This window comes from Treponema sp. OMZ 798 (genome assembly GCF_024181385.1).
GTDB lineage: Bacteria > Spirochaetota > Spirochaetia > Treponematales > Treponemataceae > Treponema_B.
Map to the genome: position 1 here is coordinate 327,556 of NZ_CP051305.1, position 25,701 is coordinate 353,256.

Genomic DNA, 25,701 nt, shown 5'->3' on the forward strand with positions numbered 1-25,701 from the left:
GACAATCTATACGGATATTAGGATTTGTTCAAGCTGTTACCTCATTATTTATTGCTTTTTACAATTTATATTTTGAATTTGTTGACTTCTCCCGCTAATACTTCAATATTTTGCTTATTTTTTTGAGTTATATCGTTAACTTCTTCTACAGCCCTGCTTATTTGGGTTGCTCCTGATGCCATCTCGTTTATACTGTCATTTATCATTCGTGTCATGTTTTCAAGTTTCCGCATTTCGTCGGCAATGCCTTCTCCGCCTAAGATCATTTCGGCTGAGCCTCCCTTTACTTTCTCCGTTACCGAATTAATATTCCGTATTGCGGTTAGAATTTCCTTGCTTCCGTTTTCTTGTTCCAGCATTGCGGACATTATGGTATTGCTCATTTCTTTTACATTTTCTGCAAGATTAAAGATAATATTGAATTTATCTTCTACGGTTCTTGATGAAGTTGAAAGCATTTCTATTTCATTTGATAAATTTTTTAGAGTTGAGGTGATTGCTTTACCCTGTGAACTTGACTCTTCTGCTAGTTTTCTGATTTCATCTGCAACAACAGCAAAGCCCTTTCCGGCCTCTCCTGCGTGAGCGGCCTCAATTGCCGCATTCATGGCTAAGAGGTTTGTTTGGCTTGCAATATGCTGTATAACGCTTGAGGCTTCAAAAAGACTTCCCGATTCTTCTATTATTTTTTGAGAAAGATTGTTGGATTGTATAATGGTTTCTTGTCCGTCAGCGGTGGCCTCTGTAAGATTTTTAACTATTTCATCAGTTTTAGCCAGTGTTTTGGTTATAGAAGAAATATTTGCCGCCATTTCTTCTATCGATGCAGAAGATTCGCTGACGCTGGCTGCCTGATTTTCAATGCTGTCATTTAGTTGTTTGATTGTATGGATAATTTGCTCTACAGTTGAAACGCTTTCCGTAACGCTTGCCGATTGATTTATAGTTTGCTGCTTAACGCCGTCTATGTTTGCACTTATTTGATGGATTGCGCTCGCCGTTTCGGTCATGTTTCCTGCAAGTTCGCTGCCTGTTTGAACCATTTTTTCGGCACTATTATGTACAGAGCGGAGTGCAGAACTCATTTTTCCTATTGTCTGGTTAAAGTGGGACGACAGAGCCGTTATTTCATCATTTCCGATTAGAGGAATGGAGACAGTTAGGTCGCCTTCTCCAACCTGCTTAAATACTGAAACAACTTTTAAGATGGGCCTTACTATTAGACCTTGAAGGAGGCTTATGGTTATAAGTATTACAGTAACTAAAATAGCACCTGAGCCTATCAGAGTATAGATAACAGCATAATGAAGTTTCGAGCTTATTTCGCTATTGATGTCGGTAATTTCTGTCCCACAGAAAAGGACAAATTGTATCTTACCGTCCCGAACTATAGGCTTATATTTTGTGATAAAGGCTTTATTTAAGATTAGAGCATTTCCGCTATATTCTTTGCTTCGAGATATTGCTTCATAGGCCTCTGAGTGACTAAGCGTTGTTCCTAAAGCTCTTCTTCCTGTTTCATCAAAAATTGTCGTAATGATACGTTTGAATTCATTATTTTCATAAGCAAAGATTGTAATTTCGGCTCCCAGCTTTTTTGAAAGCATATCTATTATTTCGTGATCGACAGTTTTTTTTGTTCCTGTTAGAACAGAGTCCTTGATACGTAAATTACCGTAAACTGCTTCAAGATAGGCCTCTATTATTGCCAAGTCTCCATCGAGTTGATGAATTACACTGCTGTAAACTGCACTTTGAGATGTTGATTTGACCGAATAAACACTGATTCCGGTTAAAACTCCTATAGCAACAAGCAAGGATATAAAAAAAATTCCCCCGATTTTAAGAATAAGACTTCTTCTTTTTGAACCTATTGATTTTGTACTATTTGACATTTTTTTCTCCTTTTACAATTTTAATACATATATTTTAAACCCGTAGAATCAATATGTCAAGTTTCTTTATTCCATGTTTTGATTTTTTGTCTCTAGTTGACGAAAGTGCTTAAATATGTAATAATTAAAAAGAATTAGGAGGCTTTAAATGCTAGCACTTATTATTGGTATTGTTTTAATCGCTTTTACGGTTATTGCAGCCCTCCCCATGGGCTTGGCTTGGGGACAGGATATTCTCTTATTTTTAAGAGGCGGTTTACCTATTTTTGCAGCCTTTGTCGGCCTTATTTCCGTATTTATCGGAATTGCCGATATTAAAGACAAGCAAGACGCAAGAAAAGAAGAAGCAGCTATGAAGGCTGCCGAAAATAAAGCCGAGTAATTGTCATTGCATTAAGTTATTGACACTTATTCTATATTTAGTTATAATATCAGAACCCACATTATCTGCATATATTGTTTGTAGAAGGTATACATTAAATGAAAACTATTTTTTTAAAAGAACATGAAGCGCCGCGCTCTTGGTACGTTATTGATGCCGCCGGGAAGCCGCTTGGCCGCGTTGCTGCTAAGACTGCAGCTATGCTGAGAGGAAAGCACAAGGTAGGTTTTGCACCTCATCAGGAAATCGGTGATTATGTCGTTATTATTAATGCCGAAAAAGTAGCCGTAACAGGAAATAAGGCTAAGGATAAGATGTACTATACTCACTCCGGTTATGTAGGCGGCTTAAAGTCCATCAACTTTAGCGGTTTAATCGCTAAAAAACCGGCTGAGCCCTTGATGATTGCAATTAAAGGTATGCTTCCTAAGGGCCCCCTTGGAAGAAAGCTTTTAACGAATGTTAAGGTCTATGCAGGCCCCGAACATCCTCACCAAGCACAGAACCCCATAGCGGTTGAAGTATAAGGAGAGTAAAGTGAAAAATATTGGAATGGGAACAGGCCGACGAAAAACTTCAGTGGCGCGAGTATACATTCGGGATGGTAAAGGTAAGTTAATGATCAATGATAAAGACATTAACGAATACTTTGCTACTCCGGAACAAATCCAAAAAGCAAAAGAACCCTTAATGGTTACTGCGGGTGAATCTAAGTATGATATTATCATCACTGTACGAGGCGGAGGTCTTACAGGCCAAGCCGGTGCGTGCTCTCACGGAATTGCAAGAGCTTTAGCTCAGGTAGATGCATCAAATCATGCATCCCTAAAGGCTAACGGCTTGCTTACACGTGACTCACGAATGGTTGAACGAAAAAAATTCGGTCAGCGCGGTGCAAGACGAAGATTCCAGTTCAGCAAGCGTTAATCCTTTTTCTATTGCGGATATATGCAGCACTTCTTCGGATTTGGTGAAAATCATCAATTCTGAAGGAGTGTCTTTCGTAACAAGGCCTAATTATTTTGATGAAGATGACTTTGACGGTCTTGTTGGTGAATGCGGTTGCCCTATAAGTGAAGAGTCGCTTGATGCTCTTCTTAATGCGGTAAGAATTTATGAGGCTGAGTGTGCCGCTGCAGCCTATTTGTACAGAGCTGAACATTCCCGGTTTCAGTTGGATTTGAAGCTCAGAAAAAAAGGCTTTTTAGCCTCTGAAATTAATCCGGCACTCGATTACCTTACGGGAAAAGGTTTACTTGATGACAGGCGGTTTGCCGTAGCTTGGCTTAACACCAGAGTTATCAGTAAAAAAGAAGGCCGTAATAGATTGGCCTCCGAGCTGGCCCTAAGAGGAGTGAGCTTTAAAATTGTTGAGGATGTGCTTAATGAGTTTTTTTCGGAGCATTCAGAAGAAGAACTTTGCCGAAAAGCTTTGGAAAAACAGCTGATAAATGGATTGGATAAACCTCGGTTGATGCAAAAAATGTATAGACTGGGTTTTTCCGTTAGCACTGTAAATATATGTTTGGAGGGAATTGAAAACATTACCGACTCTTTTTAAGGTTTGTTTCATTGTTATACTATGGGTAAAAGCGAAAATAGAAGACGAGTTAAAATGTACTCCGCCCTTGAGGTTGCAAATATATGCGGAGTTGTAAATCAGACTGCCATTAACTGGATTAGAAACGGTTATTTAAAAGCTTTTAATACGCCGGGCGGACAATATAGGGTATATTATGAAGACTTGCTCCTCTTTATAAAAGAAAGAGGAATGAAGATTCCTCCTGAGTTGCAAGATTCGTTGGATGATGCTCATTGGAATTCCATCATAATTATAGATGATGACGTTGTTTTAAATGAGGCTGTCGCTTCATTTTTTAATAAAAACCTTCCTAATTTGACTGTATACAAGTCCTTCGACGGCTTTGATGCAGGGACCCAGCTTGTAAAACATAAACCCGGATTTGTTATTTTGGATATAGACCTTCCCGGAGTCAACGGTAAGGAAATATGCAAAAAAATAAAGACAGACCCCTTCTTCGGTCAGCCTTATATAATCGTTATAACCGGATTGGACGACGATACCTTAGAAAAGCAAATGAAAGATCTGGGGGCAGATTCCTTCTTTAGGAAGCCTATAGATTTCAATGCTATATTGAGAGAAATAAACGAGGTTGTAAGCTAGAGCGAATGACCCTTGATAAAGCAAAAAGTGTTATAATAGAGACGGGAAAAAGGCTTTTAACGTCCGGTTTGACGGTACGTACATGGGGAAATGTAAGTGTCCGTATTGATGCCGATACTTTTGCTATCACTCCTTCCGGCTATGCTTATGAAGACTTAAAGCCCGAACACATAGTTGTTCTTAAAATAAACAGGCCTGAAAGCTCAGGGCCTATCAAGCCTTCTTCTGAACGCTATGTTCATGCAGGTCTTTATAAAGCCGATCAAAATATAAAATTTATAATCCATACACATCAAAAATTTGCCTCTGCCGTTTCGGGCTGTTTTTCTTCCATACCTGTGGAGGACAAGGCGTTAAGCTCTATTTTGGGGGAATCCGTACCTGTTGCGAAGTATGCTTCTTCGGGTACAAAAAAAATCGCCCGTAACACCGTAAAATGTTTAACTAGGCCGGCCGGAGCAATAATAATGGCTCAACATGGGGCGGTCTGTTTTGGTGCTGATGCAGATGAAGCTTTTAAGCAAGCTGAGGCTTTGGAAGAACTTTGCCGTAATTTGATTTTTGCTGAAGTTCCAGCCCTGGCCCTTGCTTACCGCCGGTATGAAAAAAAGACCTTGCAGCCCTTGATTAATTTTTATGCAAGCTGCCGTGAAGGAGACTCATGCACCGTTTACGATAAAACTACCAATATTACAATTTGCAAGATGGATATAAAATCCGGAAATATAACGGAAGGCCTTTTTGATTTTCAAGCCGATTTGCATAGGCGTATATACGATACATATCCCGATATTAACTTTATAGAGCAAAGCTCCATGCCTTCCGCTTTTTTTGTTTCAAAAAAAATGAACATAGATAACTGCATCCCCGCTTTTTTAGATGATTTTGCTCAGATTGCCGGAGAAAACATCTTTTTGTTTCCGTTTTTTGAAAGCCGGGCTGAAGAGATGAGCGGCGAAATTGTAGATGCCTTGAAAAACCGTTCTTGCGTGTTGATAAATGAAAGCGGAGCCCTCTGCTGTGTTTCCGATAAGGATGATATTCGGCCCTTAAACGAAATTTTAGAAAAAAATCTTTTGGCCTTCGTCCTTTCATGGAAATTTAAAAATTATTTTCCGATCAGCAGAAGAAGTGCACAAAGAATGAGAAGCGGTTACATCGGAGAGTATTCCAAAATGAGTTTACAAATTTAGAGGTTTAAATTTAAGATGAAAAATATAAAAAAAATATTGCTTGTAGTTTTTATCGGCCTTTTATTCGGCTGTAGACGCGAAACTCCTTTAGAGCTTGAAAGAGAAGAAAAGTTTACCCTTAATTACGGACTTTTTGAAAATGAGCTAAATCTTTTTAATTTGAACAGTACCTACTCACGCCCCGATACTCAGATTTTAATGAAGGAAGGTATATTCTATATTGTAAATTCCGGCGGGCAAAAAATTTTAAAACTCTCTTCATTCGGCGATTTGCTTACATTTTTTTATAATCCCGAGTCAAATATGGAACCTTCCTTTATGCAGAATAATCCTCAGGATGTTAAGGCGACTACAAGGGGATCCGTAAAATATCCCTTTAACCATCCTGCTCTTTTGACCGTAAGCTCTTCTAAGGAACTCTTTGTTGTAGATTCGGTTTTAGATGAAAGGATCGAGTACGATCATGAGGAGAATTTGGCCCTAAGGGATATAATCCTGCATTTCGACGAAAACGGCAATTTTATAGACTACCTGGGGCAGGAAGGTTTCGGCGGGACACCGTTTCCTTCTATCGAAGGAATACATACAAATTCTTCCAACGATATAATAGTCGTTTGCCGGACACAGACGAGTTTAAAAATTTATTGGTATAACCGCATGGGAGATCTTTTATATAAGATACCTATATTTTTTAATGCGATACCGAATCCCTATGAAGGTTCCGTTAAAATATTTTCTTCAATCGATAAGATAATTCCGGATTTTGATGATCTTTATTTATATATCAAGATTGATTACTATCTTGAAGAAAAGGATGCAGCAACTAAGGCGAACCTTGGAGTAAGTTACGATAAGAGCTGTTTGTATTTTTTAAATATTAAAACCGGTAAGTATGATAAAAAAACGGATATAGATGCCTATGAGGGAACTGAAGTATCGGGAAACGAAAATATTACTTTTAAAAAAGTTTATGAGATGATAGGCATTACCGAAAAAGGCTGGTGCTATTTGTTGACTCCGACAAGTAAAGGCTATGCTCTTGAGATTATGAATTTAAAATCCCACAAAAAATATAAAAAAGATTTGATTGTTTCAAGCGGAGAAATGTTTTATAATACCTTCCATGTTTCTTCCAAAGGAATTATCTCGGCCCTTCTTGCCAGAGATGATAAGGCCTTAATCGTATGGTGGAGGGCCGATAAAATTATCGGTGATAAATAATGAGTGATGATGATCTGTTTGAAAAAAGGAATTCTTCTTCGCGTGAAGTTTTTACACGCTATAATAGGGAAGATAGAATAAAAAATGCATCCGAAAAGGTCAGACAGCTGCACGATCCGGATTTTGTAAAAAGAAGAAGCTTTATAAAAAGTGTGACGGAAAACAGGGGCTTAAGATCAGTATTTTTTGTTATAGTTGTTCTGGTAAGTATCAACATTGCTTTTTTTATTACCCGCTCCGATAGAAATAGGGGGAAAATTTATGGAATAAAAACGGAATTAAAATCCCTTATTTATCAAGACAGAGTTTTGGCAAATTTACATTTGAGTGAAAATTCTAAATTTTTAGAAAACTTAAAAGAAAGCCAAGAAAAAGACGGGGCCTTGGTAAGAGTAAATTTTATCTTTTTGGATGACAAGGGCGGTAAATTATCGTCCTCGCTTCAGTCCGGTATTTATACGGGAGGAGAGCTTAGGTTTTCTGCTCAACATGAATCGGGTAATGCAAAAAAAGTTCAAGCCGAGATTTATATTAAAGAAAAACTTTTAGTTTTATCTGCAAAAGTAAAATGAGAAAAAAAATGAGTATAAACAAAAAATATAAGTGCCGATTATGTAAGATCTGTGACGGCAGAGGCTGTATAGGAGAGCTTCCCGGAATGGGCGGAGTCTTTGAGAGCTCTAACTTTATTTTAAACTGTGCCGACTGGAAAAGCTATTATACCTCTCAATCCCATCCTCTGCCGAGGCTGCGGCTTGCTCCGATTACGGGAGCTGTAGAAAATATCGGCTATGAGGACGAAAGGCAGTTTTATTTTGATCTTATCGAAGCTTCGGTTAAGGCCGGCTTGGCTTTGAGCATAGGAGACGGCTATCCCGATTTAAAACTTTTTTCAGGCATTGGAGTTTTAAAAAATGCAAAAAAGAAGGGTGCCGTCTTTTTAAAACCCTACCCGCAAATGAAGCTTTTTGAAAGGATTGAAGCCTCAAAAGAGGTTGCGGAAATTATCGGGGTAGACACGGATGCCTATAACATAGTAACTATGCGGAATCTTGTTCATCTTGAAAAAAAGACTGCAAAAGATTTGACTGCCTTAAAAAAATATGCAAAGCTCCCTTTTGCCGTTAAGGGTGTTTTTACCTCTTATGATATCGAGGTGATAAAAGAACTTAAGCCCGACATTGCCGTAATTTCAAATCACGGGGGACGTATCGAAACCGATAGGGGAAGCGTTGCTGCCTTTGCCCATGCCCATTTAAAGGAAATAAAGAAATATACGGGAGAGGTTTGGGCTGACGGCGGCTTACGAAAAAGAGATGATTTTATCGCAGCTTCATCTTTAGGGATTGAAGAGGTTTTAATAGGCCGGCCCTGCATTACCGCTCTTCTTAGGGATAGGAAAAACGGCATAAAAAATTTTATCGATTCGATTTTAAGTGAAGATTTAAATCGAGAAGCCTCGCGGTCAAGTTAAGGAGCTTTGAAAAAATTTGAAAACCCGTTTAGACAGAATATTGGCCCTAAGCGGCCTCGGCTCCAGAAACGATGTAAAAAAAATGATACGCAAAAAAAACTGCTGTGTGGACGGGGTGCGTATTGTTTCTCCTTCTTTTATTTTGGATACGGAGCTAAATAAAATAACCATAGACGGCGAACCTCTTGTGCTTAGAACAAATGTTTATCTTATGTTTAATAAACCGCAAGGCTGCGTAACCTCGACAAGCGATCCCGTGCATAAGACCGTAATGGATTATATAAAAGCTCCCTTTGACAAGATGAAGCTTTTTCCCATTGGACGGCTTGATATAGATACCGAAGGTCTTTTGATTATCACCGATGACGGGGAGATTACCCATAAGATTACTTCGCCCAAGTCGGGAACAGTCAAGACCTATTATTTGGAACTAAGCCGCGAACTCTCCGCCGAGGAATTTAAAAATTACTGCGAAGAATTTGAAAATGGAATTGTTCTAAAAAACGGCTACAGATGTCTTCCTGCAAAATTTGAAAGATGTGAAAACAAAACAGGTTCCAATAGAAGCGGATTTTTAATGCATATAACCGAGGGGAAATTTCATCAGGTAAAAAAAATGTGCTTGAGCGCAGGCAACGAACTTTGTTACCTGCGCCGCATTGCAGTCGGCTCAATCGTTTTGGATAAAAGCTTAAAAAGCGGGGAATACCGAGAGCTTTCCGCCTGCGAGATAGACTCACTGAGAGATTATTTTTGATGAGGTTTATTTTAAAACATATACTTCCGGTTTAGCCGAAAATTACCCTCATAAAGCGTTTTTTTCCGGCACGCAGAATCATTTCGTTGTCCTTATCGAGTTTATCTTTTCCGATTAAAGCCTTGATGTCGGAGATTTTTTCTTCGTTTATAAAAGCTCCTCCCTGTTCGACAAGGCGGCGGGCCTCGCTCTTGGTTGAGGCAAGTCCTGCTTCGGCAAAGAGGTCAAGCACTCCGATTCCTTCGTTTAATTTTGCAAGGTTTAAATTTGCTGTGGGCATGGCTTCTTTATTGCCGCCGCCCGAAAAAGCTGCCCTTGCGCCTTCCAAGGCTTTTTCGGCTTCTTCCTTTCCGTGGATGACGGCTGTAACTTCAAGGGCCAGTCTTTCCTTAGCCTTGTTTATGTCTCCTGCACAAATAGTCTTTATTTCTTCTATAGATAGGAAGGTAAAAAGAAGCATGAATTTTTCGACATCGGCATCGGCAACATTTCTCCAATACTGGAAAAAGTCGTAGGGCGAAACCATGTCCGGATCCAAGAAGAGGGCTCCCTTTTCGCTCTTTCCCATCTTTTGGCCGTCAGACCTTGTAATGAGAGGAACGGTGAGGGCAAAAACTTCCTTAGATACCTTTCTGCGGATAAGGTCGCTTCCTGCAACCATGTTTCCCCATTGGTCGTCTCCTCCTAATTGGAGCTCTACATTGTAGTTTTGATTGAGCATTAAAAAGTCGTAGCTTTGTAAGAGCTGGTAGTTAAATTCCAAAAAGGAAAGGCCTGTTTCCATTCTTTTTTTGTAGGCCTCAAAGCTGAGCATCCTGTTTACCGAAAAATGAGAGCCTATATCGCGTAAAAAGTCGATGTAATTTAAGTCTGCAATCCAATCCTTATTGTCGGCAAACCGGACTTGAGCGAAGTCTTCGGCTAAAAATTTTTCAAGCTGCCTTTGAATCGAAGCAGCATTTTTATCGAGCTCATCATACGGAAGCATTTTGCGCATCTCGGTCTTGCCCGATGGGTCGCCTATGCGGGCTGTGCCTCCTCCTATCAAGACTATGCCCTTGTGTCCCTCGCGGCATAAATGCTTTAAGGCAAACATCGGAACCATGTGTCCTATGTGTAAGCTGGGTCCTGTGGGATCTGTTCCTATGTAAAAACTGATCGGCCCCTTGTCCATCCTGTCTGATAGGGCTTGCAAGTCGGTGCATTGCTGAAAAAAGCCCCTCTCTTGTAATCTTTTTAATGCTTTGTTCATGTTTTGACTATACAATAATTTTAAGCTTGGGTCAACTAACGTATTAAAATTATAGTTTTTCAATTTCGGATTCTGAAAGACCTGTAACCTTCTTAATTAAAGATATATCCAGTTTTTCCATTTTCATAAGTCTAGCGGTTTCCCTTTTTGTATTGTTCTTGATATCCATTTCAAAAGTAGATAATAACCTATATTCTTGCCTTGCCTGTTCATTTTGTTTTACTGTTTGTATCATTTCTTCTATCCCCCTTGTAAATTCATTATTTGTTTTACCTGTTTTAAGATATTCTAAAAAGTCCTTTAAATCTTTGTCTTCAGTATTTTCAAAGGCATTCGCATTTATTATAACTTTTTTTGTGCCGTCTTGTAAAGATGTGTTTTTATCTTCAAGGCAAATATTTTCAAATGTATAAACAGGTATATTTTACCTATAGCATCAAAGGTGCAGATAAAAATTATAAAGCTGTCGTTTAAAGCGTTATAAGAATTCCCCTTATCCAAAAACGAAATATCAATAGCAGCTTGATAAAACCTCATTCTTTTTGGTATATTCCTTTCATTGCTTACCTGCATTTCCACATCATAAAATTTACCATCTTCTGTTTGCACAAGAACATCAAACCTTACTGACTTTGCCTGTTCATAGGTTTTAATATTATGCTGAACAGAAATATAGATAATTTTACCTATTGTGTCTGATAGTATGATTTCAATAAGTCTTTTACAAAAATTCGGATCTTGCATGACCTTATAAAACATAAAATCATCCTGTAATGTTAATTCTTCGAATCTTTTTACCATTTGTTTTCTCCTAATTTTTTCACATTTACCCTCCTCATTATATTTGTAGGATTTATTTGAAAAAAATACTAAAATTTCCGGATAAAAATATTTATTATTAAAAATTCCTTCGCGGCCTTTGCGTCCCTTGCGGTTTATTCACACGCAGTTTCCAACATAATTGACACGCTATCCTAATTTATGCTATAATAGAGCGTTGTTTGCCCCGATGGTGGAATTGGTAGACACGCTAGTTTCAGGTACTAGTGCTTCACGGCATGGGGGTTCAAGTCCCCCTCAGGGCAAAACTTCAAAACCTACAATGACCTTTGCAAGGATGTTTTATGGATGCCGGAGTTTTAACAGACAAAATCATTATAATTCGTTTGCTTTTAAGCTTTTTACTCGGTTGTTGTATAGGTATGGAGCGCTCAGGGAAGAGGCAGGTAGCCGGTTTACGTACTCATATTTTGATCTGTGTAGGTGCCTGCGGTATGATGATAATATCCATCTGGCTTCCTCAAGTCAGCGGTAAGGGCGATACGGCCCGAATAGCAGCGCAAGTTGTTTCTGGCATGGGTTTTTTGGGGGCCGGTGCTATTTTAAAGATAGGAGCCAATGTAAAGGGGCTCACAACAGCGGCTTCAATATGGGTAATTGCAGGTATAGGCTTGGCTATAGGAAGCGGACTATATACGGCCGGAATAGTGATGACGGTTATATCCCTTCTGACCCTCTCGCTGGTGAACAGGCTTGAACTTAAAATTTTCCCTGCAAGGCAAAATAAATTATTGGAAATATATTTTCACGGAAATAAACCTCCCATGACGGAGATAATCAATGTTTTATCGGAATACTCCGCATCCATTGTATCTACAAATGTCCGCTCATCAAAATCGTCTAAAGAACATTCCAAGGTTGTTCTTTTTATAAATGTTCCTAAGAAACTGAATATTTCTAAGATGACCAGAGATTTTCAAGAAATCGAAGAAGTTGATACGATTGTATTGAGAGAAAAAATAACTTAAAAAATTTTTAGGTAAAACACGAGGTATTTGTAATTGAGAGACACAAACAACAGCATAAGTATAAATAATGAATTATCAAAAATGATATTATCTGCTTCAGGATGGAGGAAGGTTTTTGCCGACTCAGGAAAAGAAGAAGATAGAAATCCTGACATAAAATATGCGGACTCAATATTAATATCCCATGCAGCCTTGGCCTTTGCAGAATTTTTAAGGATAAATTTTCCTAAAATAAAGACGATAGTAATTGGCCGGGACAGCCGTCCTACAGGTGCTGCTATTGAAGATGTGTTTATTAAAACTCTTATTTCAACTTCTTATAATTTAAAAGTTGTAGGCTGTACGGCAGCTCCGGAAATCATGGCCTATTCAAGAACCATAGGTGCCGCCTTTGCTTATATTTCTGCAAGCCATAATCCGATAGGACATAACGGTCTTAAATTCGGCTTGGACTCCGGGGGAGTTCTTGACGGAGATCAAGCAAAGACCTTAATCAACATGTTTAAAGAGCGTCTTAAAGCAGATAATGCCGAAGATGAAGCTTTAAAATTCCTGCATGATTATAATTTGAAAAAATTACAAGATATAAGAATGCAGACTGTCTATGTAAAAAAAGAAGCCTTGGAGGCTTATTATAATTATTCCAAGGCGGTAATTACAAATTCGGCTGACCCCAAAATACAAAACAAATTTTTTGATAAGCTAAAAAAAGCGGTTACTGCTTCGAAAAACGAAGGTCATCTTTTTTCTATAGTGGCCGATTTTAACGGAAGTGCAAGAGCTGCATCCATCGACAGACGGTTTTTTAGGGATAACGAAATAGCATTAATCGGTATAAACGAAGAACCCGGAAATATTTTGCACGGCATATTACCTGAGGGTGCTAACCTGGGTTTTTGTGCAAAAAAGATGGAGTATCTTCACTTGGATCCGGATGCAAGTCCATTGGATAAAAACTGTTTTTTGGGTTATATGCCCGACTGCGACGGCGACAGGGGAAATATTATCTATTGGAATGAGGAGCTTAATAAGGCTGTACCTCTTGAAGCACAAGAAGTTTTTACTCTTTCAGTAATTGCGGAGTTGGCTGATTCTTTCTATTCCGGAAGAGGAAATAAAAGGCAGGCAGTTGCCGTAAATGGGCCCACTTCTTTGAGGATTGAAGAAGTTGCTGCCTATTTTGATGCTAAAGTTTTTAGGGCTGAGGTAGGTGAGGCCAATGTTGTTAATCTTGCTGCTGAGCTGCGGGAGAAAAAGTACAATGTCCGAATTTTGGGCGAGGGTTCCAACGGAGGAAACATAACGCACCCTGCAAAGGTAAGGGATCCTATAAACACGATTTTTGCAATTTTAAAGCTGCTTTTAATAAAAACCGAGTTTATGAAAAAGGGCTTATTCCATATTTGGTGTGAGAAGTCAAAACAAATGGATAAATATAAGCCTGATTTTACATTGACGGATATTTTAAAGACCTTGCCTCAATATACAACAACTCCTACAGGAGAAGAGAGGGCTGTTTTAAAAATCCGTACCGAGGATCATGCAATTTTAAAAGACCGATATCAAAAGATATTTGAAGAAGAATGGAATCAAAAGAAGGAAGAGCTTAAAGAAAAATTCGGTATTGTAAGGTACCGCAGTTTTTCAAATAATGGAACAAAACAGACTCAAGACTTAAAGGACTTTTCCGTTTCGGGTAAGGGCGGTCTTAAGATTCAATTTTATAACTCGAAAGATGAGCCCATAGCATTTATATGGATGAGGGGTTCGGGAACGGAACCAATATTCAGAATAATGGCCGATATAAAGGGCTTATCTCTTGAAGATGAAAAATACTTGGTTGAATGGCAGGGTGGAATGGTAAGGCGTGCAGATCTGGGTGCATAGTCTACAAAAAAGTTTTTATGGGAGATTTGATAACATAAAGGCTTGAGATATAAGCCTTAGGAGAATTATTATGGGAATTAGAGGTGAACTTTTTACAACTCAGGTTTCGGCAGAAAACCGGACCTACTTTTTTAATGTTAAAGAAAATACAAAGGGCGACGTTTTTTTACAGGTTGTCGAAAGCAAGGCATCCGAGGGGTTAGGTTTTGACCGCCATGCTGTTGTCGTTTTTGAAGATGAAATGCGCCCCTTTTTGCAGGGCTTGGATAAGTGCATAGAATTTATCGAAAAAAACAGAAAGGAAAAAGCAAAGGCTAAGGCAAAGAAGCTTAGCGATGCAAAAAAGCCGGCCGAAAAGAAGGATGGGGAAAAATCAAGGGTAAAAAAAGTAATAAAAAAGAAGAGCCGCTGAGGCTGTTAAGTTAACGGAAAGTTTGTCTGTAATTTTGTATTTGAGTTACTTGCACCTTGTTATATCGCCTATTTTGTGATAAAATAAATCTTATATGAAAAATTGGCTGCTTGTACCTGTAGTTTTTATCTCGAATTTTGTTTTAGCTGTTTTAGCCTTTTCTTTATCGGTTGGAATTTGGCAGTCTTTGATGTATGGAGGTGTACCGGGCATATTTTTCTCTGCCTTTTTACATTGCCTTTATCTGATACTTCCCATAGCCTGCATTATTTCGATATTTGCAGTCTATGTTTTTATGATGCGGCATTCCGAAAACTACGGACTTTCTTTTTTAGCCTTGATTATATCTTTTGCGCTGTTTTTTGCTTTAATTATTCCGCTTGTATACTCTCAGGGAGAAAAAATAAATCAAGCCTTTAATTCAAAAGAAAAGGTATTAATTGATGATAAGCACATGGAAGCCTTTATAGAGCAGCCTGCCTTTGTGCTGGCAGCCGGCAGCATAGTTCGCCCCTTTGTGTATGATATATATGGACAGTATAAAATTTCTTACATATCTTATCTTATTTTTTCAGGTTCGATTTTTTTTCTTATATTTTCTCTTTGGGTATTTACAACAATAACGGAATGGAAGATAGTTAATTTTACCCTCCTTCCTTTTTTACTGATTTTAATCCTATACGCTTACAGTTATATAAGAACTGATTATTTTATCCTGAGCATAGACGATATGCTGCCTTTTGAAATTCCGAAATTTTGGATACAGCCTATTTTGTTTTGTCTTTCAGCCTTAGTGCTTTATACTTATACAACGATATTGCTCCTTGTAAGGCGTGCAAAAAAAATGCCGAAAAAAATAAAAAAGCAAAAGGTAAAGGTACCTAAAGTAAAGAAGCTTAAAGTTAAGGGACCAAAAGCCATTAAGCCTAAGAAAGCAAATAAGATCAAGGAAGAGTTCGAGACCTTCATTCCCGATACCTTAGGAGACTTTAGCGAGGGGGACATTGATGCATAAAATTTCAAGATTTTTTTCTTACCTTTTTGTTCACTTTTTACTTGGTCTGCCGGCTTCCTTTGCTTATGTATTTTTTTTACCGATAAAAGAAACCGTACTTCCGGTGTTTTTATTTTCATGGAAAATTCGTGAATCGATATTATTGTTTATTTTTTATTTTCCTTTTATCTATACATCCGCATTGATCTTTGCTTATCCTATTATTTTTGGAAAATTCGGACCTGCAAAAATGGAAAGACGGTCGCCCAATATGATCCGCTTTCTTCAGCATTTCTTTATTTTTTCTCTTGCAGTTTTATCCTTATACGTTATTTTAGCTGAAGCGGTTAAACCTATCCTGATGGAAAGCCAATCCCGCTCTGTTTCTCAAACTCTCACATACAGAGAATACAATAAGCTGGCAAAAGAAGCTTATACAAGAAACGACTACAATCAAGCGGGAGATCATATCGGGAGAGCTTTAAACATATGGCCTCAGTCGGAAGAGGCAATGAAGCTGAATGAAAAGATTAAGATTGCTAAAGAAAAAAATTCTATTGATACGGCCGGCTCCGTTTTAGGTAAAACTATTCAGACAGAAGATAATATAAACAACATGAGTGCCGAAGCTGCCTTAAAAAGAGCGGAACGTGCTGCTCTTTCATTTGATTTTTATACAGCTCACTATTATGCAAAGCTTGCAGTTCAAGCTTTTCGGGATGAGGATCCTTTAAGAGTTGATGCAGAAAACCTTGCAGTGCGAGCTTGGGCTGAAGTTGAAAAAGGTTTGGCTTCATATAAGGATGCTCCCTCTATTGCCTTATATAAAAGTAAAAAGGCTGCCTATGAAGCTTTACAAAGTGGAGATTATATAAGGGCTTATTATTCATTCTTACAAATTGATTCATCTATGCGCGCTTCGAATTCTGACCAAAAAGATCCTGAGGTCGAACGTTTTTTAAGTCTATCCCGGCTTGAACTTGAAAAAAACGTCTTTTTTACCGATGAACTTAAAAATATTCCTAACTTTATAATGCGGGGCGATATACGTTTTACGCTTGCAGAGCAAACCTATGAATATTCCGAGATAAAAATACACGGCATCTCCCATGGAAGCTCAACTTTGCGTAATGAAATATATCTTATGAATGTTGTATATACACGCTTAGGAGTCTCCAATGCCGAAAAATGGTCTATAATGATTCCTTATGCAAAACTTGTAGAAGTTGTAGACAATGAAGGAAAAAACAGGTTAATGCTTCAGATTTGTTCGGTTGACAGATATTCTGAAGAAAAAAATGTTTACCCCAAGGTTTTGGCCGGAGAACTTCCAAGAGAAAATCTTCATAACATTTTACTTCCCATGACCATGCCCGATTTTATTTTAATTGAAAAATCTGTAAGCGGACCATCGACTATGAAGATATCCGATTTGTACTATTTTAGCTTGATATCGGAGAAATATGGTCTAAAAAAAGAAGCCTATTTGAGCGAGGTTTTATACCGCTTGATTGAGCCTCTTTTATTATTGATTGTCTCTTTGCTTGTTCTTATATTGGCTTGGCGCTTTAGAGTATTGCCGGGTAGAAGATTAAATAAAAGGCTTTTTTTGTTTTCGCCTCTTTGTCCGTTTTTGTCTTATATTATAATGGAGACTTTCAGATATATTTTTAAACTGCAAATTGCGTTTTTTGTTTGTTTAACGCCGCGGTATGTATCTCTCATAGTTTTCAGTTTGCCTGTCATAAGCCTTATTTTTCTGATTATTACACTTCTTTATCAGCGTTCGGAATAAAGGGCCTTACAATTCTTTGAAAACTGTGATAGAATACTAAATAGCACTGATTTTTATGGAGGCCTTGATATGTCTTTATTGTTTTCTAGTTTTAAAATTAAAAATATCGAGCTTAACACAAAATTGGTAATGCCTCCTATGGCTTCCGAAAAGGCTGATGAAGGCGGAATTGTAAGCCGAACCCTTTGCGATTATTACGATGAAAAAACCGGAGGGGCTTATATAGGTCTTGTTATAACTGAACACTCTTATGTAAGTCCTGAAGGTAAGGCCAGTCCGGGACAGCTTTCTATTTCGGATGATTCTACAATTGAAGGTTTTAAAGAGCTTGTTTCCGTTTTGCACAAAAATGGAGCAAAAGTGATAGCTCAGATTTCTCATGCAGGTGCTGCTGCAAAACCTAAAATAACAGGATACGATGTTTTAAGTTCAAGTTCTATTAAGATTCCGCGTAAAACATCTGATTATGAGCTGCCTCGTGCTATGACCCAGAAAGATATAGATAAGGTTATAAACGATTTTGCTCAGGCTGCAAGGCGTGCAAAAGAAGCAGATTTTGACGGCGTCGAAATACATTCGGCTCACGGCTATTTGCTAAACCAGTTTTTTTCTCCTATTATGAATAAACGGACAGATAAATATAACGGCTCTTCCATTGAAGGAAGAACAAGACTTCATATAGAAATAATAGAATCAATCCACAAGATAACGGGCCCTGATTTTTTAATTGCAGTCCGTTTAGGGGCTTGCGACTATATTTCGGGAGGCAGTTCCCTTGAAGATTCCGTTAAGGCCTGTCTTCTTTTTAAGGAAGCCGGAGTCGATTTACTCGATATTTCGGGAGGCTTTTGCGGCTACACAAATCCTGAGCTTGAAGAAGAAGGCTGGTTCAGCCGTATAACTCAGGCCGTAAAAGAAAGGGTTCAAGTGCCTGTAATTCTTACAGGCGGAATCGTAAGCCCCGAAGCTGCCGAAAATATTTTGGCTGAAGGAAAAGCCGATCTAATCGGGGTAGGCCGGGCTCTTCTAAATGACTCCGATTGGCCTAAAAAGGCAATGAAAAAACTGGAAGGCTAAATAAACTCACGGCTTACGCATGAAAAAAAATAGCCGATATTTAAAGTATGAAAACATTAAAAGAATATTTTAACGAACTTAATGATAATCGTCAGTCGGGCAAAGTAAAACATCTAATCAGCGAAATATTGGTAATAGCACTGTGTGCTGTTTGTAGCGGAGTTCAAACTGTATTTGAAATAGGGGAATTTGCCGAAGTAAAAAAGGATTGGCTAAGAAATGAGGTAGGACTCTTGTTAGAAAATGGAGTTCCTTCGCACGACACCATAGGAAGAGTCCTTGCGATGATTAATCCCAAACAATTTCAAAGCCTTTTTATCTCGTGGATTGAACAATCCCTTAATATTCCAACAGGTTCATACATTCACATTGACGGAAAAACATTACGTGGAAGTGCAAGTGAACAAAGTAGAGGTATTCATTTGGTAAGTGCATTCGCTCACGAAGCGGGAGTTGTATTAGGACAAATAAAATGTGCTGAAAAATCGAATGAAATCACAGCAATTCCTGAACTCCTTAACCTTTTAAAACTAAAACACTCGATAATTACTATAGATGCCATGGGGTGTCAAAAAGAAATAGCAAAAGAAATCACAAAGAAAAAATGTGATTATGTATTGGCTCTAAAAGAAAATCAGCCGGCAGCGTATAATGATGTAAAAGATTATTTTTCTATAGAAGATAAAGACTTTCAAAACACACTTTTAAGATTTGAAACCTTGGATATAGGGCATGGCAGAGAAGAAAAAAGAGAATACTTTCTTTCAAATAATCTAAACTGGTTTGAAGACAAGAATAAATGGGCAAATTTAAAGAGTTTTGGAATGGTCAAAAGCACTGTAAGGTGCAAAGGCAAACAATACAGTGAAAAGCGTTACTTTATTAGCAGCATAGAGGATATAAATGAGTTTGTAACAGCTGTAAGAACACATTGGACAATAGAAAACACTTTACACTGGTCGCTGGATGTAATATTTAGAGACGATGAATGTCAAATTCGAGAAAAAAATACTGCTGAAAACATAGCAATTTTAAGGAGGATTTGCTTTAATCGAATAAAAATGTATCAAAATGGTAAAACTCTGAAAAGGAAGAAAATGCTTTGTACTTTTGATGATTCATTTAGGTTTAATGTTTTATTTAGCTAAGGAATTCATGCGTAAGCCGTGTAAATAAACTATTCATCATTGACAGGCGCATATACTCATAGTATAATTTTATTGGAGTATGCGTGATAGAATTTTTGCGGTAGTTATATTTTTGATTACCATTTTTTTGCTTATCTTTATGCCTCAAATTCGGACCGGTTTAGGGCAAAGGCCTATGTTTACTCAAGAATTTGCTTTGGGTGTGGTTCAAGATGTCCTAGAAGAAGATCTTACTGAGGATCCTATAGTTGCCGGACGTTATCGCGGAATACAAAAAATTTCAGTAAAAATTCTGGACGGCAGTAAAAAAAATAAGGTTTATGAGACTTACAATACTTTAAGTGCTCTGCATAATACAAGGGCCTATAAGGATCTAAAGGCTGTATTCACAATCAGGACTCAAGACGAAAAAGAAAGCATTTGGTTGTACAATCAAAAACGGGATACTCATATTTATATCTTAGCCTTGGGGTTTTCTTTTTCCCTAATCTTCCTTGGGAAGCGTCAAGGTCTTAAGTCCTTATTGGGTTTGGTCTTTACCTGCACCGTTATTGTGAGCCTTTTAGTTCCTGCTTTATTTGCAGGCTTTGCTCCTATTCCTATTTCCATTTTACTTGTTTCAGTAGTAACCTTCGTAAGTTTTATTTTGGTAAGCGGTTTTTCCCGCAAGACCTATGCGGCAATACTCGGAACCATTTGCGGAATAAGCATAGCAGGGCTTATTTCGATAATAGTTTCGTATACGGCAAATCTTTCCGGTGTGAATATGGAAGGCGGAGAACAGCTTTTGAATATTGCTCCTGACTATAATCTGAAATTAAACGGTCTTCTTTTTATTTCTATTTTGATAGCCTCTCTTGGGGCCGTAATGGATGTAAGCATGTCCGTCTCTTCTTCAATGCACGAAATATTGACAATAGATCCTTCAATCGAAAAAAAGAAATTATTTAAATCCGGCTTAAATGTAGGTAAAGATATAACCGGAACTATGAGTAATACTCTTATCTTGGCCTTTGCAGGGACATCCTTACCTCTGATAATGATGATATGGGGATATGGTATGAGCTTAAGGCAATTTATAAATATCCCCAAAATTGTAATACATATTGTACAAGGGCTTGCAGGCAGCATGGGTATAATCACTTCCGTTCCTTGTACGGCATTTTTTGCGGCAATGCTTCCACGTAAATAAGAAGCGGGATATGATAAACATTCCGGCTTAAAAAGCAAGTTTCTATGTTTATCATAATTGTATGTAGTTTTGCAAAAGCAAAACTTCTCGAAAAAAAAATTTTATAGTAGGAGGAATGCTATGAAAAAAAAGGTTGATGTGTGTTTTAATTTCCATCTTTGTCATTTTTTCTTTTACTTCGTGTTTGGAGACCCGTGTAAAAGATAGCAGTGTAAGATCAAAGAGGGAAATGCTTGCAACAGGCAAGCAGTCGGATGAGGTTAAGTTAACTCATGCGGTAATTAGGAAGGGTGAAGCGGGAAAGGAAAATGTAACCCTCACCTTCGGTGTAACCGGAGATGTTCACGGCAGGCTTTATCCGTTTGAGTATGCTGTTTGTGAAGAGGTGCCGGGTGCCGGTTTTTCTAAAACATTTACCTTAGCCCAAGAGCTAAGAAAGGAAAATCCAAACACTGTTCTCATTGATGTAGGCGATACCGTTCAGGATAATAATGCCGAACTTTTTAATGACTTGGAAACTCACCCGATGGTTCAGGCAATGAACTACATGAACTATGACATTTGGGTTTTGGGTAACCACGAATTCAATTTTGAAAAGGAATTTCTTGCACGGAATATCCGTAATTTTAATGGGGCAGTCTTAAGTGCAAATATCAGGAATGAAAAGGATAAGAGCTTTTTTGTCCTGCCCTATCAATTATTGGAAATTGAAGGAGTAAGGGTTGCTGTTGTGGGACTCATTCCGCCCCATATTCCGATGTGGGAGTCTTCTTCACCTTCTCACTTTAAGGGCTTAAGCTTTGAAGAACCCTTGGATGCTGCGCGCCGCACTGTTGATTCTTTAAAGGGGCAGTATGATGTCTTGGTAGGAGCCTTCCACCTAGGCCGAAATGCCGAATACGGTTCTAACGGAGGCGTTATTGAAATTGCAAAGCAAATCCCGGAATTCGATATAATTTTCGGAGGGCATGAGCACGCTAAATATGCAAGTATAGTGGATGGTATGAACGGGGATAAGACCTGGATAATAGAACCCGGTGCCTACGGATGGGCCTTGGCTGTAGGAGAAGTAAAGGTCAAAAAAGAAAAGGATAAGTGGACGGTTGTTTCTGTAAAGGCTGAGAATAGGGAAACAAAAAAAGTTCCATCTAATAAGCAGATGGAAGAAGAATTCAAATTTGTTCATCAAACTTCTTTAAGTGATGCAAATACGGTAATAGGTAATATAACCGAGGACTTTATAAAGCGCGTCGATTATATTACCGGTGATGATAAGGTTACTACCATGCCGACCATCCAGTTGGAGGATACTGCCTTAATAGATCTTATAAATACCGTTCAGCTGTATTATACGAAGGCTGATGTTTCTTCTGCCGCGGCCTTCAGGTCTGAGATGAATTTGAAATCAGGTCTTTTTAAGAAAAAAGATGTAGCCTTCATTTATAAGTATGCAAACACCTTGATGGGGGTAAATATAAGCGGTGAAAATCTTTTAAAATACATGGAGTGGTCTGCTTCTTATTATAATACTACCAAAAAAGGTGATGTGACAATTTCATTTAATCCCAATATCAGAGGCTACAATTACGATATGTTTGAAGGTATAACCTACGATATTGATATTTCTCAAGCACCTGAAAAAAGGATTAAAAATGCAAGGATAAAAGGAAATCCCATCGATCCGAAAAAGACCTATAAATTGGCTGTAAATAACTACCGTTTCGGCACTTTGACAAAACTTGGCCTTATAAGCGATAAAGATGTTTACTATGATTCTTATATGGAGATGCAAGATGCAGGGCGTATAAGAGACTTGATAGTAAAATATGTTAAGGATGTGTCAAAGGGTGTTATTAAACCTGTGACAAACAATAACTGGAAGATTATAGGTTTTGATTCCAATGTCAAGGGCAGAGAAGAAATCTTAAATAAGATTAGAGCAGGTGAGATAAAGATTCCCAAATCGGAGGATGGAAGAACACCGAATGTAAAATCTATAAATATCTATGAACTAAATTAAACTACCTTGCTTAAAGCTCCGGTTGTCTTATGAGGGCCGGAGCTTTTTGGTTGACTTAAAACGCTTAAGACTTCTTGCTTTTTGCCTAAAAATTCTATATAATAAACAAATCTTTTAGCAGTTCTTAATTTTGAACTGTATTTGATCAAGAAAAATTAAAACTTTTTTATATTTTTTTTAAAAGGGAGAAAAAATCTTTTTTATTTATACAATATTAGTAGAATGAGAAAATTTTTTATAGGAGATTCGATAAACAGTTCGGCAGAAATTCAGCCTCACTGTTTACCTTCGAGTTTTGTGTTTTGTACAAAACATCATGTTATTGTATGTAGTTTTGCAAAAGCAAAACTACTTGAAAAAACTTTTTTCGCAAATTGATATTTGCTTCAAAAATTTTTTATAGGAGAACATTGTGGCAAAAGTAAAGACTGAAACACCGGCGGTTACAAGTCCGGACGATAAGTTAAAGGCTCTGGAGGCAGCCCGTCTTCAAATTGAAAAACAATTCGGGCAGGGTTCCTTGATGAAGTTAGGAAATAATTCCGCTATCGGAAACATAGAGATAATTCCTTCGGGAAGCATTCTTTTGGATGAGGCTCTCGGTATCGGCGGGTATCCGCGAGGCAGAATTATCGAAATATTCGGCCCCGAATCTTCGGGTAAGACTACCATAGCTCTTCATGCCGTCGCCGAAGCCCAAAAGCAGGGAGGCATAGCTGCTTTTATCGATGCCGAGCATGCCCTCGATCCCCAATATGCTAAGGCCTTGGGTGTAAACATTGATGAGCTTTGGGTATCTCAGCCTGATACGGGAGAGCAGGCTCTTGAAATAGCCGAAAGTCTTGTCCGCTCAGGTGCGGTTGACATAATAGTAATTGACTCTGTAGCCGCCCTAACTCCTCAGGCAGAAATCGCCGGAGAAATGGGAGACTCTCACATGGGCTTACAAGCCCGATTGATGAGTCAGGCCTTGCGAAAGCTCACCGCCATTATCGGCAAGTCCAACTGTATGATAATCTTTATCAACCAAATCCGAATGAAGATAGGCGTTATGTTCGGAAGCCCCGAAACCACTACCGGCGGAAATGCCCTTAAATTTTACGCCTCCGTCCGATTGGATGTACGCAAGATTGAAACTCTCAGTAAGGGAGAAGATGAAGCATGGGGAAATAAGATCCGCGTAAAGGTTGTAAAAAACAAGGTCGCTCCTCCTTTTAGAAAGGTCGAAATGGAAATCCTTTTCGGGAAGGGGGTTTGTCCCTATGGAAGCCTTTTAGATTCTGCCGTAAAACAAGAGATAATCGGAAAGAGCGGCTCATGGTATTCTTACGGAGACGATAAAATCGGACAGGGAAGACCCAATGCCGTTAAATTCTTGGAAGATAATATAGAAATAACTCAAAAAATCGAAAAAGAATTGAGAGAAAAGCTCTTCCCGGGCAGGCCCTTTGTTTCAAGCTTTGTAGAAAAAACTAAGGAGCAAAAGGAAGCTCAAGAAAAGGCTGTCGAAGCTCTTAAAAAAGAAGATAGTTCAAAAGAAGCTTCTCCGAAAGGCAATAAAGAAGAAGATGATGATTTTGAAGAAAAACCGGCTGCTTCAAAGACAAAGAAAGCCGAAGTAGTTGGTGTTCCTGCAGACGACAGTCTTTTTTAAGTTTTTTTTTAAAATGCCGAACAATAAAAGAGGAGCGGCATTATGAGTACACAAGCTTTAAGTCAGATTGATACACATGAAACAACCTATTCCAATACGGAATTTAAGGTGCATAATTTTGAAGGCCCCTTAGACCTTCTGCTTTTTTTGATAAACAAAAACGAGGTAAATATCTACGATATTCCGATTGCAGAAATAACCGAGCAATATCTGGAATATCTGGATTATGCAATTGAACCCGATTTGGATAACCTTGTCGATTTTTATTCGATGGCCGCAAATTTAATTTATATAAAAAGCAGAATGCTTTTGCCGGTTGAGGTTTCGGTTGATGATGAAGACATTGAAGACCCGCGTTCAGAGCTGGTCGATAAGCTCATCGAGTATCAAAAATATAAAAAGCTTTCCGAACTTATGGAAGAAAAAGAAAGCGAAGCGGAATGGTTTTTTGAAAGAAAAAAAATTCAGCACGCCCTTCCTTTTGGAGAAGAAGAACTTTGGGAGCGGGTCGATACTTGGGATCTTTTAAAAACCTTTTCACAACTTATGTCGAACTATAATGCCGAACACATCCTAGACCTTTACGAAGAAGTTTCGGTAAACGAAAAGATTACCCTCATGAACGAACTTTTGGATCAAAAGGGTGAGTGTATGTTTACCGATTTGATTGTGCGTAAGGGCAATTTAATGGATGTGGTCTGTGCTTTTATGGCAATTTTAGAAGCCGTAAAATTTAAGATGGCGAGTATCTGGCAAAACAGAATGTTCGGCGATATAAAAATACGCCCGTGGGAGCAGGATAATGGTTCAGAATTATAATTTGGAAAAGGAAATCTCATTGGTTGAGGCCATCCTCTATTTGGAAGGCGACCCCTTAACCGATGAGGCTCTTTGTAAAATATCAGGTCTCTCGCCCGAAATCGTAAACGATGCAATCAAGGCCCTGCAGGAAGCCTATGCTGCGCCTCAAAGCGGAATCGAGCTTGCTAAGATGATGGGCGGCTGGGTGATAATGCCCAAAAAAGAATTGTGGGAGCACCTAAAAGACCGCTACGGTAAAAAAAATGAGGGCCGCCTTTCCCGTGCCGCCATGGAAACCCTTTCGATAATTGCTTATTCCCAGCCGGTAACCAGGGCCGAAATTGAAGCTATCCGCGGTGTTTCCGCCGATAATATGATCCGCCTCCTTGCCGAAAAGGACCTTATAAAAGAGGTCGGCAAAAAGGATGTTCCCGGCAAGCCCTCAATGTTCGGCACCACAAAGGAGTTCTTAAAAGTTTTTAGGCTTAACAGCATTGCTGATCTTCCGAAGCTGGATGAAACCGAAAGAGAAAGATTCGAGCTTGCCCGATAAG

At 38.5% G+C, this 25,701-nt stretch carries 23 protein-coding genes, 1 tRNA gene and 2 pseudogenes; 23 read left to right on the top strand and 3 right to left on the bottom strand.

The window, feature by feature from the left end; genetic code table 11:
- Positions 1-65: 65 nt before the first annotated feature.
- A pseudogene (locus E4O07_RS01570) lies at positions 66-1,583 on the bottom strand (methyl-accepting chemotaxis protein); the annotation flags it as partial.
- Positions 1,584-2,043: 460 nt separating this feature from the next.
- Here E4O07_RS01570 and E4O07_RS01575 point away from each other — a divergent pair.
- The 10 genes from E4O07_RS01575 to E4O07_RS01620 all read left to right on the top strand — a co-directional run bounded on the left by E4O07_RS01575 (position 2,044) and on the right by E4O07_RS01620 (position 9,107).
- Complete coding sequence (locus tag E4O07_RS01575; protein WP_002670146.1) at positions 2,044-2,277, top strand: hypothetical protein; 234 nt, start codon at positions 2,044-2,046, stop codon at positions 2,275-2,277.
- 98 nt (positions 2,278-2,375) lie between these two features.
- Positions 2,376-2,804, top strand: coding sequence for a 50S ribosomal protein L13 (rplM, locus tag E4O07_RS01580; protein ID WP_253686917.1), 429 nt, complete (start codon positions 2,376-2,378; stop codon positions 2,802-2,804).
- 10 nt (positions 2,805-2,814) lie between these two features.
- Positions 2,815-3,204, top strand: a complete 390-nt coding sequence (rpsI, locus tag E4O07_RS01585; RefSeq protein ID WP_253686918.1) for a 30S ribosomal protein S9 — start codon at positions 2,815-2,817, stop codon at positions 3,202-3,204.
- Positions 3,170-3,838, top strand: coding sequence for a recombination regulator RecX (gene recX, locus E4O07_RS01590; RefSeq protein WP_253708370.1), 669 nt, complete (start codon positions 3,170-3,172; stop codon positions 3,836-3,838). Before rpsI ends, recX begins: the two co-directional genes overlap by 35 nt.
- A 54-nt stretch (positions 3,839-3,892) precedes the next feature.
- Positions 3,893-4,462, top strand: a complete 570-nt coding sequence (locus E4O07_RS01595; protein ID WP_253688107.1) for a response regulator — start codon at positions 3,893-3,895, stop codon at positions 4,460-4,462.
- A 5-nt stretch (positions 4,463-4,467) separates the two neighbouring features.
- Positions 4,468-5,655 carry a class II aldolase/adducin family protein gene (locus E4O07_RS01600; RefSeq protein ID WP_253686920.1) on the top strand — a complete coding sequence of 396 codons (1,188 nt, stop codon included), beginning with the start codon at positions 4,468-4,470 and terminating at the stop codon, positions 5,653-5,655.
- A 15-nt stretch (positions 5,656-5,670) separates the two neighbouring features.
- On the top strand, positions 5,671-6,876 hold the full coding sequence (locus E4O07_RS01605) for an LIC_12708 family protein (RefSeq protein WP_253686921.1): 1,206 nt from the start codon (positions 5,671-5,673) through the stop codon (positions 6,874-6,876).
- Complete coding sequence (locus tag E4O07_RS01610) at positions 6,876-7,448, top strand: hypothetical protein (protein WP_253686922.1); 573 nt, start codon at positions 6,876-6,878, stop codon at positions 7,446-7,448. Before E4O07_RS01605 ends, E4O07_RS01610 begins: the two co-directional genes overlap by 1 nt.
- Before the next feature lie 8 nt (positions 7,449-7,456).
- The gene (locus E4O07_RS01615) at positions 7,457-8,350 is read left to right on the top strand and encodes an alpha-hydroxy-acid oxidizing protein (RefSeq protein ID WP_253686923.1); all 894 of its coding nucleotides are present in this window, start codon (positions 7,457-7,459) and stop codon (positions 8,348-8,350) included.
- 16 nt (positions 8,351-8,366) lie between these two features.
- Positions 8,367-9,107 carry a 16S rRNA pseudouridine(516) synthase gene (locus E4O07_RS01620; RefSeq protein WP_253686924.1) on the top strand — a complete coding sequence of 247 codons (741 nt, stop codon included), beginning with the start codon at positions 8,367-8,369 and terminating at the stop codon, positions 9,105-9,107.
- Positions 9,108-9,138: 31 nt separating this feature from the next.
- Here the strand turns inward: E4O07_RS01620 and tyrS are convergent, their stop codons facing one another.
- Entirely contained in the window at positions 9,139-10,359 is a 1,221-nt protein-coding gene (tyrS, locus tag E4O07_RS01625) for a tyrosine--tRNA ligase (RefSeq protein WP_253686925.1), read from the bottom strand.
- A 49-nt stretch (positions 10,360-10,408) separates the two neighbouring features.
- Positions 10,409-11,160, bottom strand: a pseudogene (locus E4O07_RS01630) (Rpn family recombination-promoting nuclease/putative transposase).
- 202 nt (positions 11,161-11,362) lie between these two features.
- Here E4O07_RS01630 and E4O07_RS01635 point away from each other — a divergent pair.
- The 13 genes from E4O07_RS01635 to scpB all read left to right on the top strand — a co-directional run bounded on the left by E4O07_RS01635 (position 11,363) and on the right by scpB (position 25,700).
- Positions 11,363-11,444, top strand: a tRNA-Leu gene (locus E4O07_RS01635).
- Between the two features lie 39 nt (positions 11,445-11,483).
- Positions 11,484-12,167 (top strand): MgtC/SapB family protein, encoded by a 684-nt coding sequence (locus tag E4O07_RS01640; protein ID WP_253686926.1) that lies wholly within the window; start codon positions 11,484-11,486, stop codon positions 12,165-12,167.
- A gap of 33 nt (positions 12,168-12,200) precedes the next feature.
- Positions 12,201-14,054, top strand: coding sequence for a phosphoglucomutase (locus E4O07_RS01645; RefSeq protein WP_253686927.1), 1,854 nt, complete (start codon positions 12,201-12,203; stop codon positions 14,052-14,054).
- 70 nt (positions 14,055-14,124) lie between these two features.
- The gene (locus tag E4O07_RS01650; protein WP_253686928.1) at positions 14,125-14,466 is read left to right on the top strand and encodes a PUR family DNA/RNA-binding protein; all 342 of its coding nucleotides are present in this window, start codon (positions 14,125-14,127) and stop codon (positions 14,464-14,466) included.
- A gap of 94 nt (positions 14,467-14,560) precedes the next feature.
- Positions 14,561-15,481 (top strand): hypothetical protein, encoded by a 921-nt coding sequence (locus E4O07_RS01655; RefSeq protein ID WP_253686929.1) that lies wholly within the window; start codon positions 14,561-14,563, stop codon positions 15,479-15,481.
- Entirely contained in the window at positions 15,474-17,255 is a 1,782-nt protein-coding gene (locus E4O07_RS01660) for a hypothetical protein (protein ID WP_253686930.1), read from the top strand. Before E4O07_RS01655 ends, E4O07_RS01660 begins: the two co-directional genes overlap by 8 nt.
- 69 nt (positions 17,256-17,324) lie before the next feature.
- On the top strand, positions 17,325-18,332 hold the full coding sequence (locus tag E4O07_RS01665) for an NADH:flavin oxidoreductase (protein WP_253686931.1): 1,008 nt from the start codon (positions 17,325-17,327) through the stop codon (positions 18,330-18,332).
- Between the two features lie 47 nt (positions 18,333-18,379).
- Positions 18,380-19,480: an ISAs1 family transposase gene (locus E4O07_RS01670; RefSeq protein WP_253686932.1), complete on the top strand. Its 1,101-nt coding sequence runs from the start codon at positions 18,380-18,382 to the stop codon at positions 19,478-19,480.
- 79 nt (positions 19,481-19,559) lie between these two features.
- Complete coding sequence (locus E4O07_RS01675; protein ID WP_253686933.1) at positions 19,560-20,672, top strand: YibE/F family protein; 1,113 nt, start codon at positions 19,560-19,562, stop codon at positions 20,670-20,672.
- 136 nt (positions 20,673-20,808) lie between these two features.
- Complete coding sequence (locus E4O07_RS01680; RefSeq protein ID WP_253686934.1) at positions 20,809-22,692, top strand: bifunctional metallophosphatase/5'-nucleotidase; 1,884 nt, start codon at positions 20,809-20,811, stop codon at positions 22,690-22,692.
- Between the two features lie 412 nt (positions 22,693-23,104).
- A complete protein-coding gene (gene recA, locus E4O07_RS01685; protein WP_253686935.1) occupies positions 23,105-24,346 on the top strand; it encodes a recombinase RecA in 1,242 nt (413 codons plus the stop codon).
- A gap of 42 nt (positions 24,347-24,388) precedes the next feature.
- On the top strand, positions 24,389-25,165 hold the full coding sequence (locus E4O07_RS01690) for a segregation and condensation protein A (RefSeq protein ID WP_253686936.1): 777 nt from the start codon (positions 24,389-24,391) through the stop codon (positions 25,163-25,165).
- Positions 25,149-25,700, top strand: a complete 552-nt coding sequence (scpB, locus tag E4O07_RS01695; RefSeq protein WP_253686937.1) for an SMC-Scp complex subunit ScpB — start codon at positions 25,149-25,151, stop codon at positions 25,698-25,700. The genes E4O07_RS01690 and scpB overlap by 17 nt, the downstream gene beginning before the upstream one ends.
- Position 25,701: the final 1 nt, after the last annotated feature.

What these genes read in the sequence shown, in the direction of transcription:
- rplM (WP_253686917.1), top strand. Translation starts at nt 2,376, where the DNA reads ATGAAAACTATTTTTTTAAAAGAACATGAAGCGCCGCGCTCTTGGTAC.
- E4O07_RS01675 (WP_253686933.1), top strand. Translation starts at nt 19,560, where the DNA reads ATGCGTGATAGAATTTTTGCGGTAGTTATATTTTTGATTACCATTTTT.
- E4O07_RS01650 (WP_253686928.1), top strand. Translation starts at nt 14,125, where the DNA reads ATGGGAATTAGAGGTGAACTTTTTACAACTCAGGTTTCGGCAGAAAAC.
- scpB (WP_253686937.1), top strand. Translation starts at nt 25,149, where the DNA reads ATGGTTCAGAATTATAATTTGGAAAAGGAAATCTCATTGGTTGAGGCC.
- E4O07_RS01595 (WP_253688107.1), top strand. Translation starts at nt 3,893, where the DNA reads ATGTACTCCGCCCTTGAGGTTGCAAATATATGCGGAGTTGTAAATCAG.
- E4O07_RS01665 (WP_253686931.1), top strand. Translation starts at nt 17,325, where the DNA reads ATGTCTTTATTGTTTTCTAGTTTTAAAATTAAAAATATCGAGCTTAAC.
- E4O07_RS01670 (WP_253686932.1), top strand. Translation starts at nt 18,380, where the DNA reads ATGAAAACATTAAAAGAATATTTTAACGAACTTAATGATAATCGTCAG.
- E4O07_RS01680 (WP_253686934.1), top strand. Translation starts at nt 20,809, where the DNA reads ATGTGTGTTTTAATTTCCATCTTTGTCATTTTTTCTTTTACTTCGTGT.
- E4O07_RS01605 (WP_253686921.1), top strand. Translation starts at nt 5,671, where the DNA reads ATGAAAAATATAAAAAAAATATTGCTTGTAGTTTTTATCGGCCTTTTA.
- E4O07_RS01610 (WP_253686922.1), top strand. Translation starts at nt 6,876, where the DNA reads ATGAGTGATGATGATCTGTTTGAAAAAAGGAATTCTTCTTCGCGTGAA.
- E4O07_RS01660 (WP_253686930.1), top strand. Translation starts at nt 15,474, where the DNA reads ATGCATAAAATTTCAAGATTTTTTTCTTACCTTTTTGTTCACTTTTTA.
- E4O07_RS01615 (WP_253686923.1), top strand. Translation starts at nt 7,457, where the DNA reads ATGAGTATAAACAAAAAATATAAGTGCCGATTATGTAAGATCTGTGAC.
- E4O07_RS01600 (WP_253686920.1), top strand. Translation starts at nt 4,468, where the DNA reads ATGACCCTTGATAAAGCAAAAAGTGTTATAATAGAGACGGGAAAAAGG.
- E4O07_RS01640 (WP_253686926.1), top strand. Translation starts at nt 11,484, where the DNA reads ATGGATGCCGGAGTTTTAACAGACAAAATCATTATAATTCGTTTGCTT.
- E4O07_RS01655 (WP_253686929.1), top strand. Translation starts at nt 14,561, where the DNA reads ATGAAAAATTGGCTGCTTGTACCTGTAGTTTTTATCTCGAATTTTGTT.
- tyrS (WP_253686925.1), bottom strand. Translation starts at nt 10,359, where the DNA reads ATGAACAAAGCATTAAAAAGATTACAAGAGAGGGGCTTTTTTCAGCAA.
- E4O07_RS01690 (WP_253686936.1), top strand. Translation starts at nt 24,389, where the DNA reads ATGAGTACACAAGCTTTAAGTCAGATTGATACACATGAAACAACCTAT.
- E4O07_RS01575 (WP_002670146.1), top strand. Translation starts at nt 2,044, where the DNA reads ATGCTAGCACTTATTATTGGTATTGTTTTAATCGCTTTTACGGTTATT.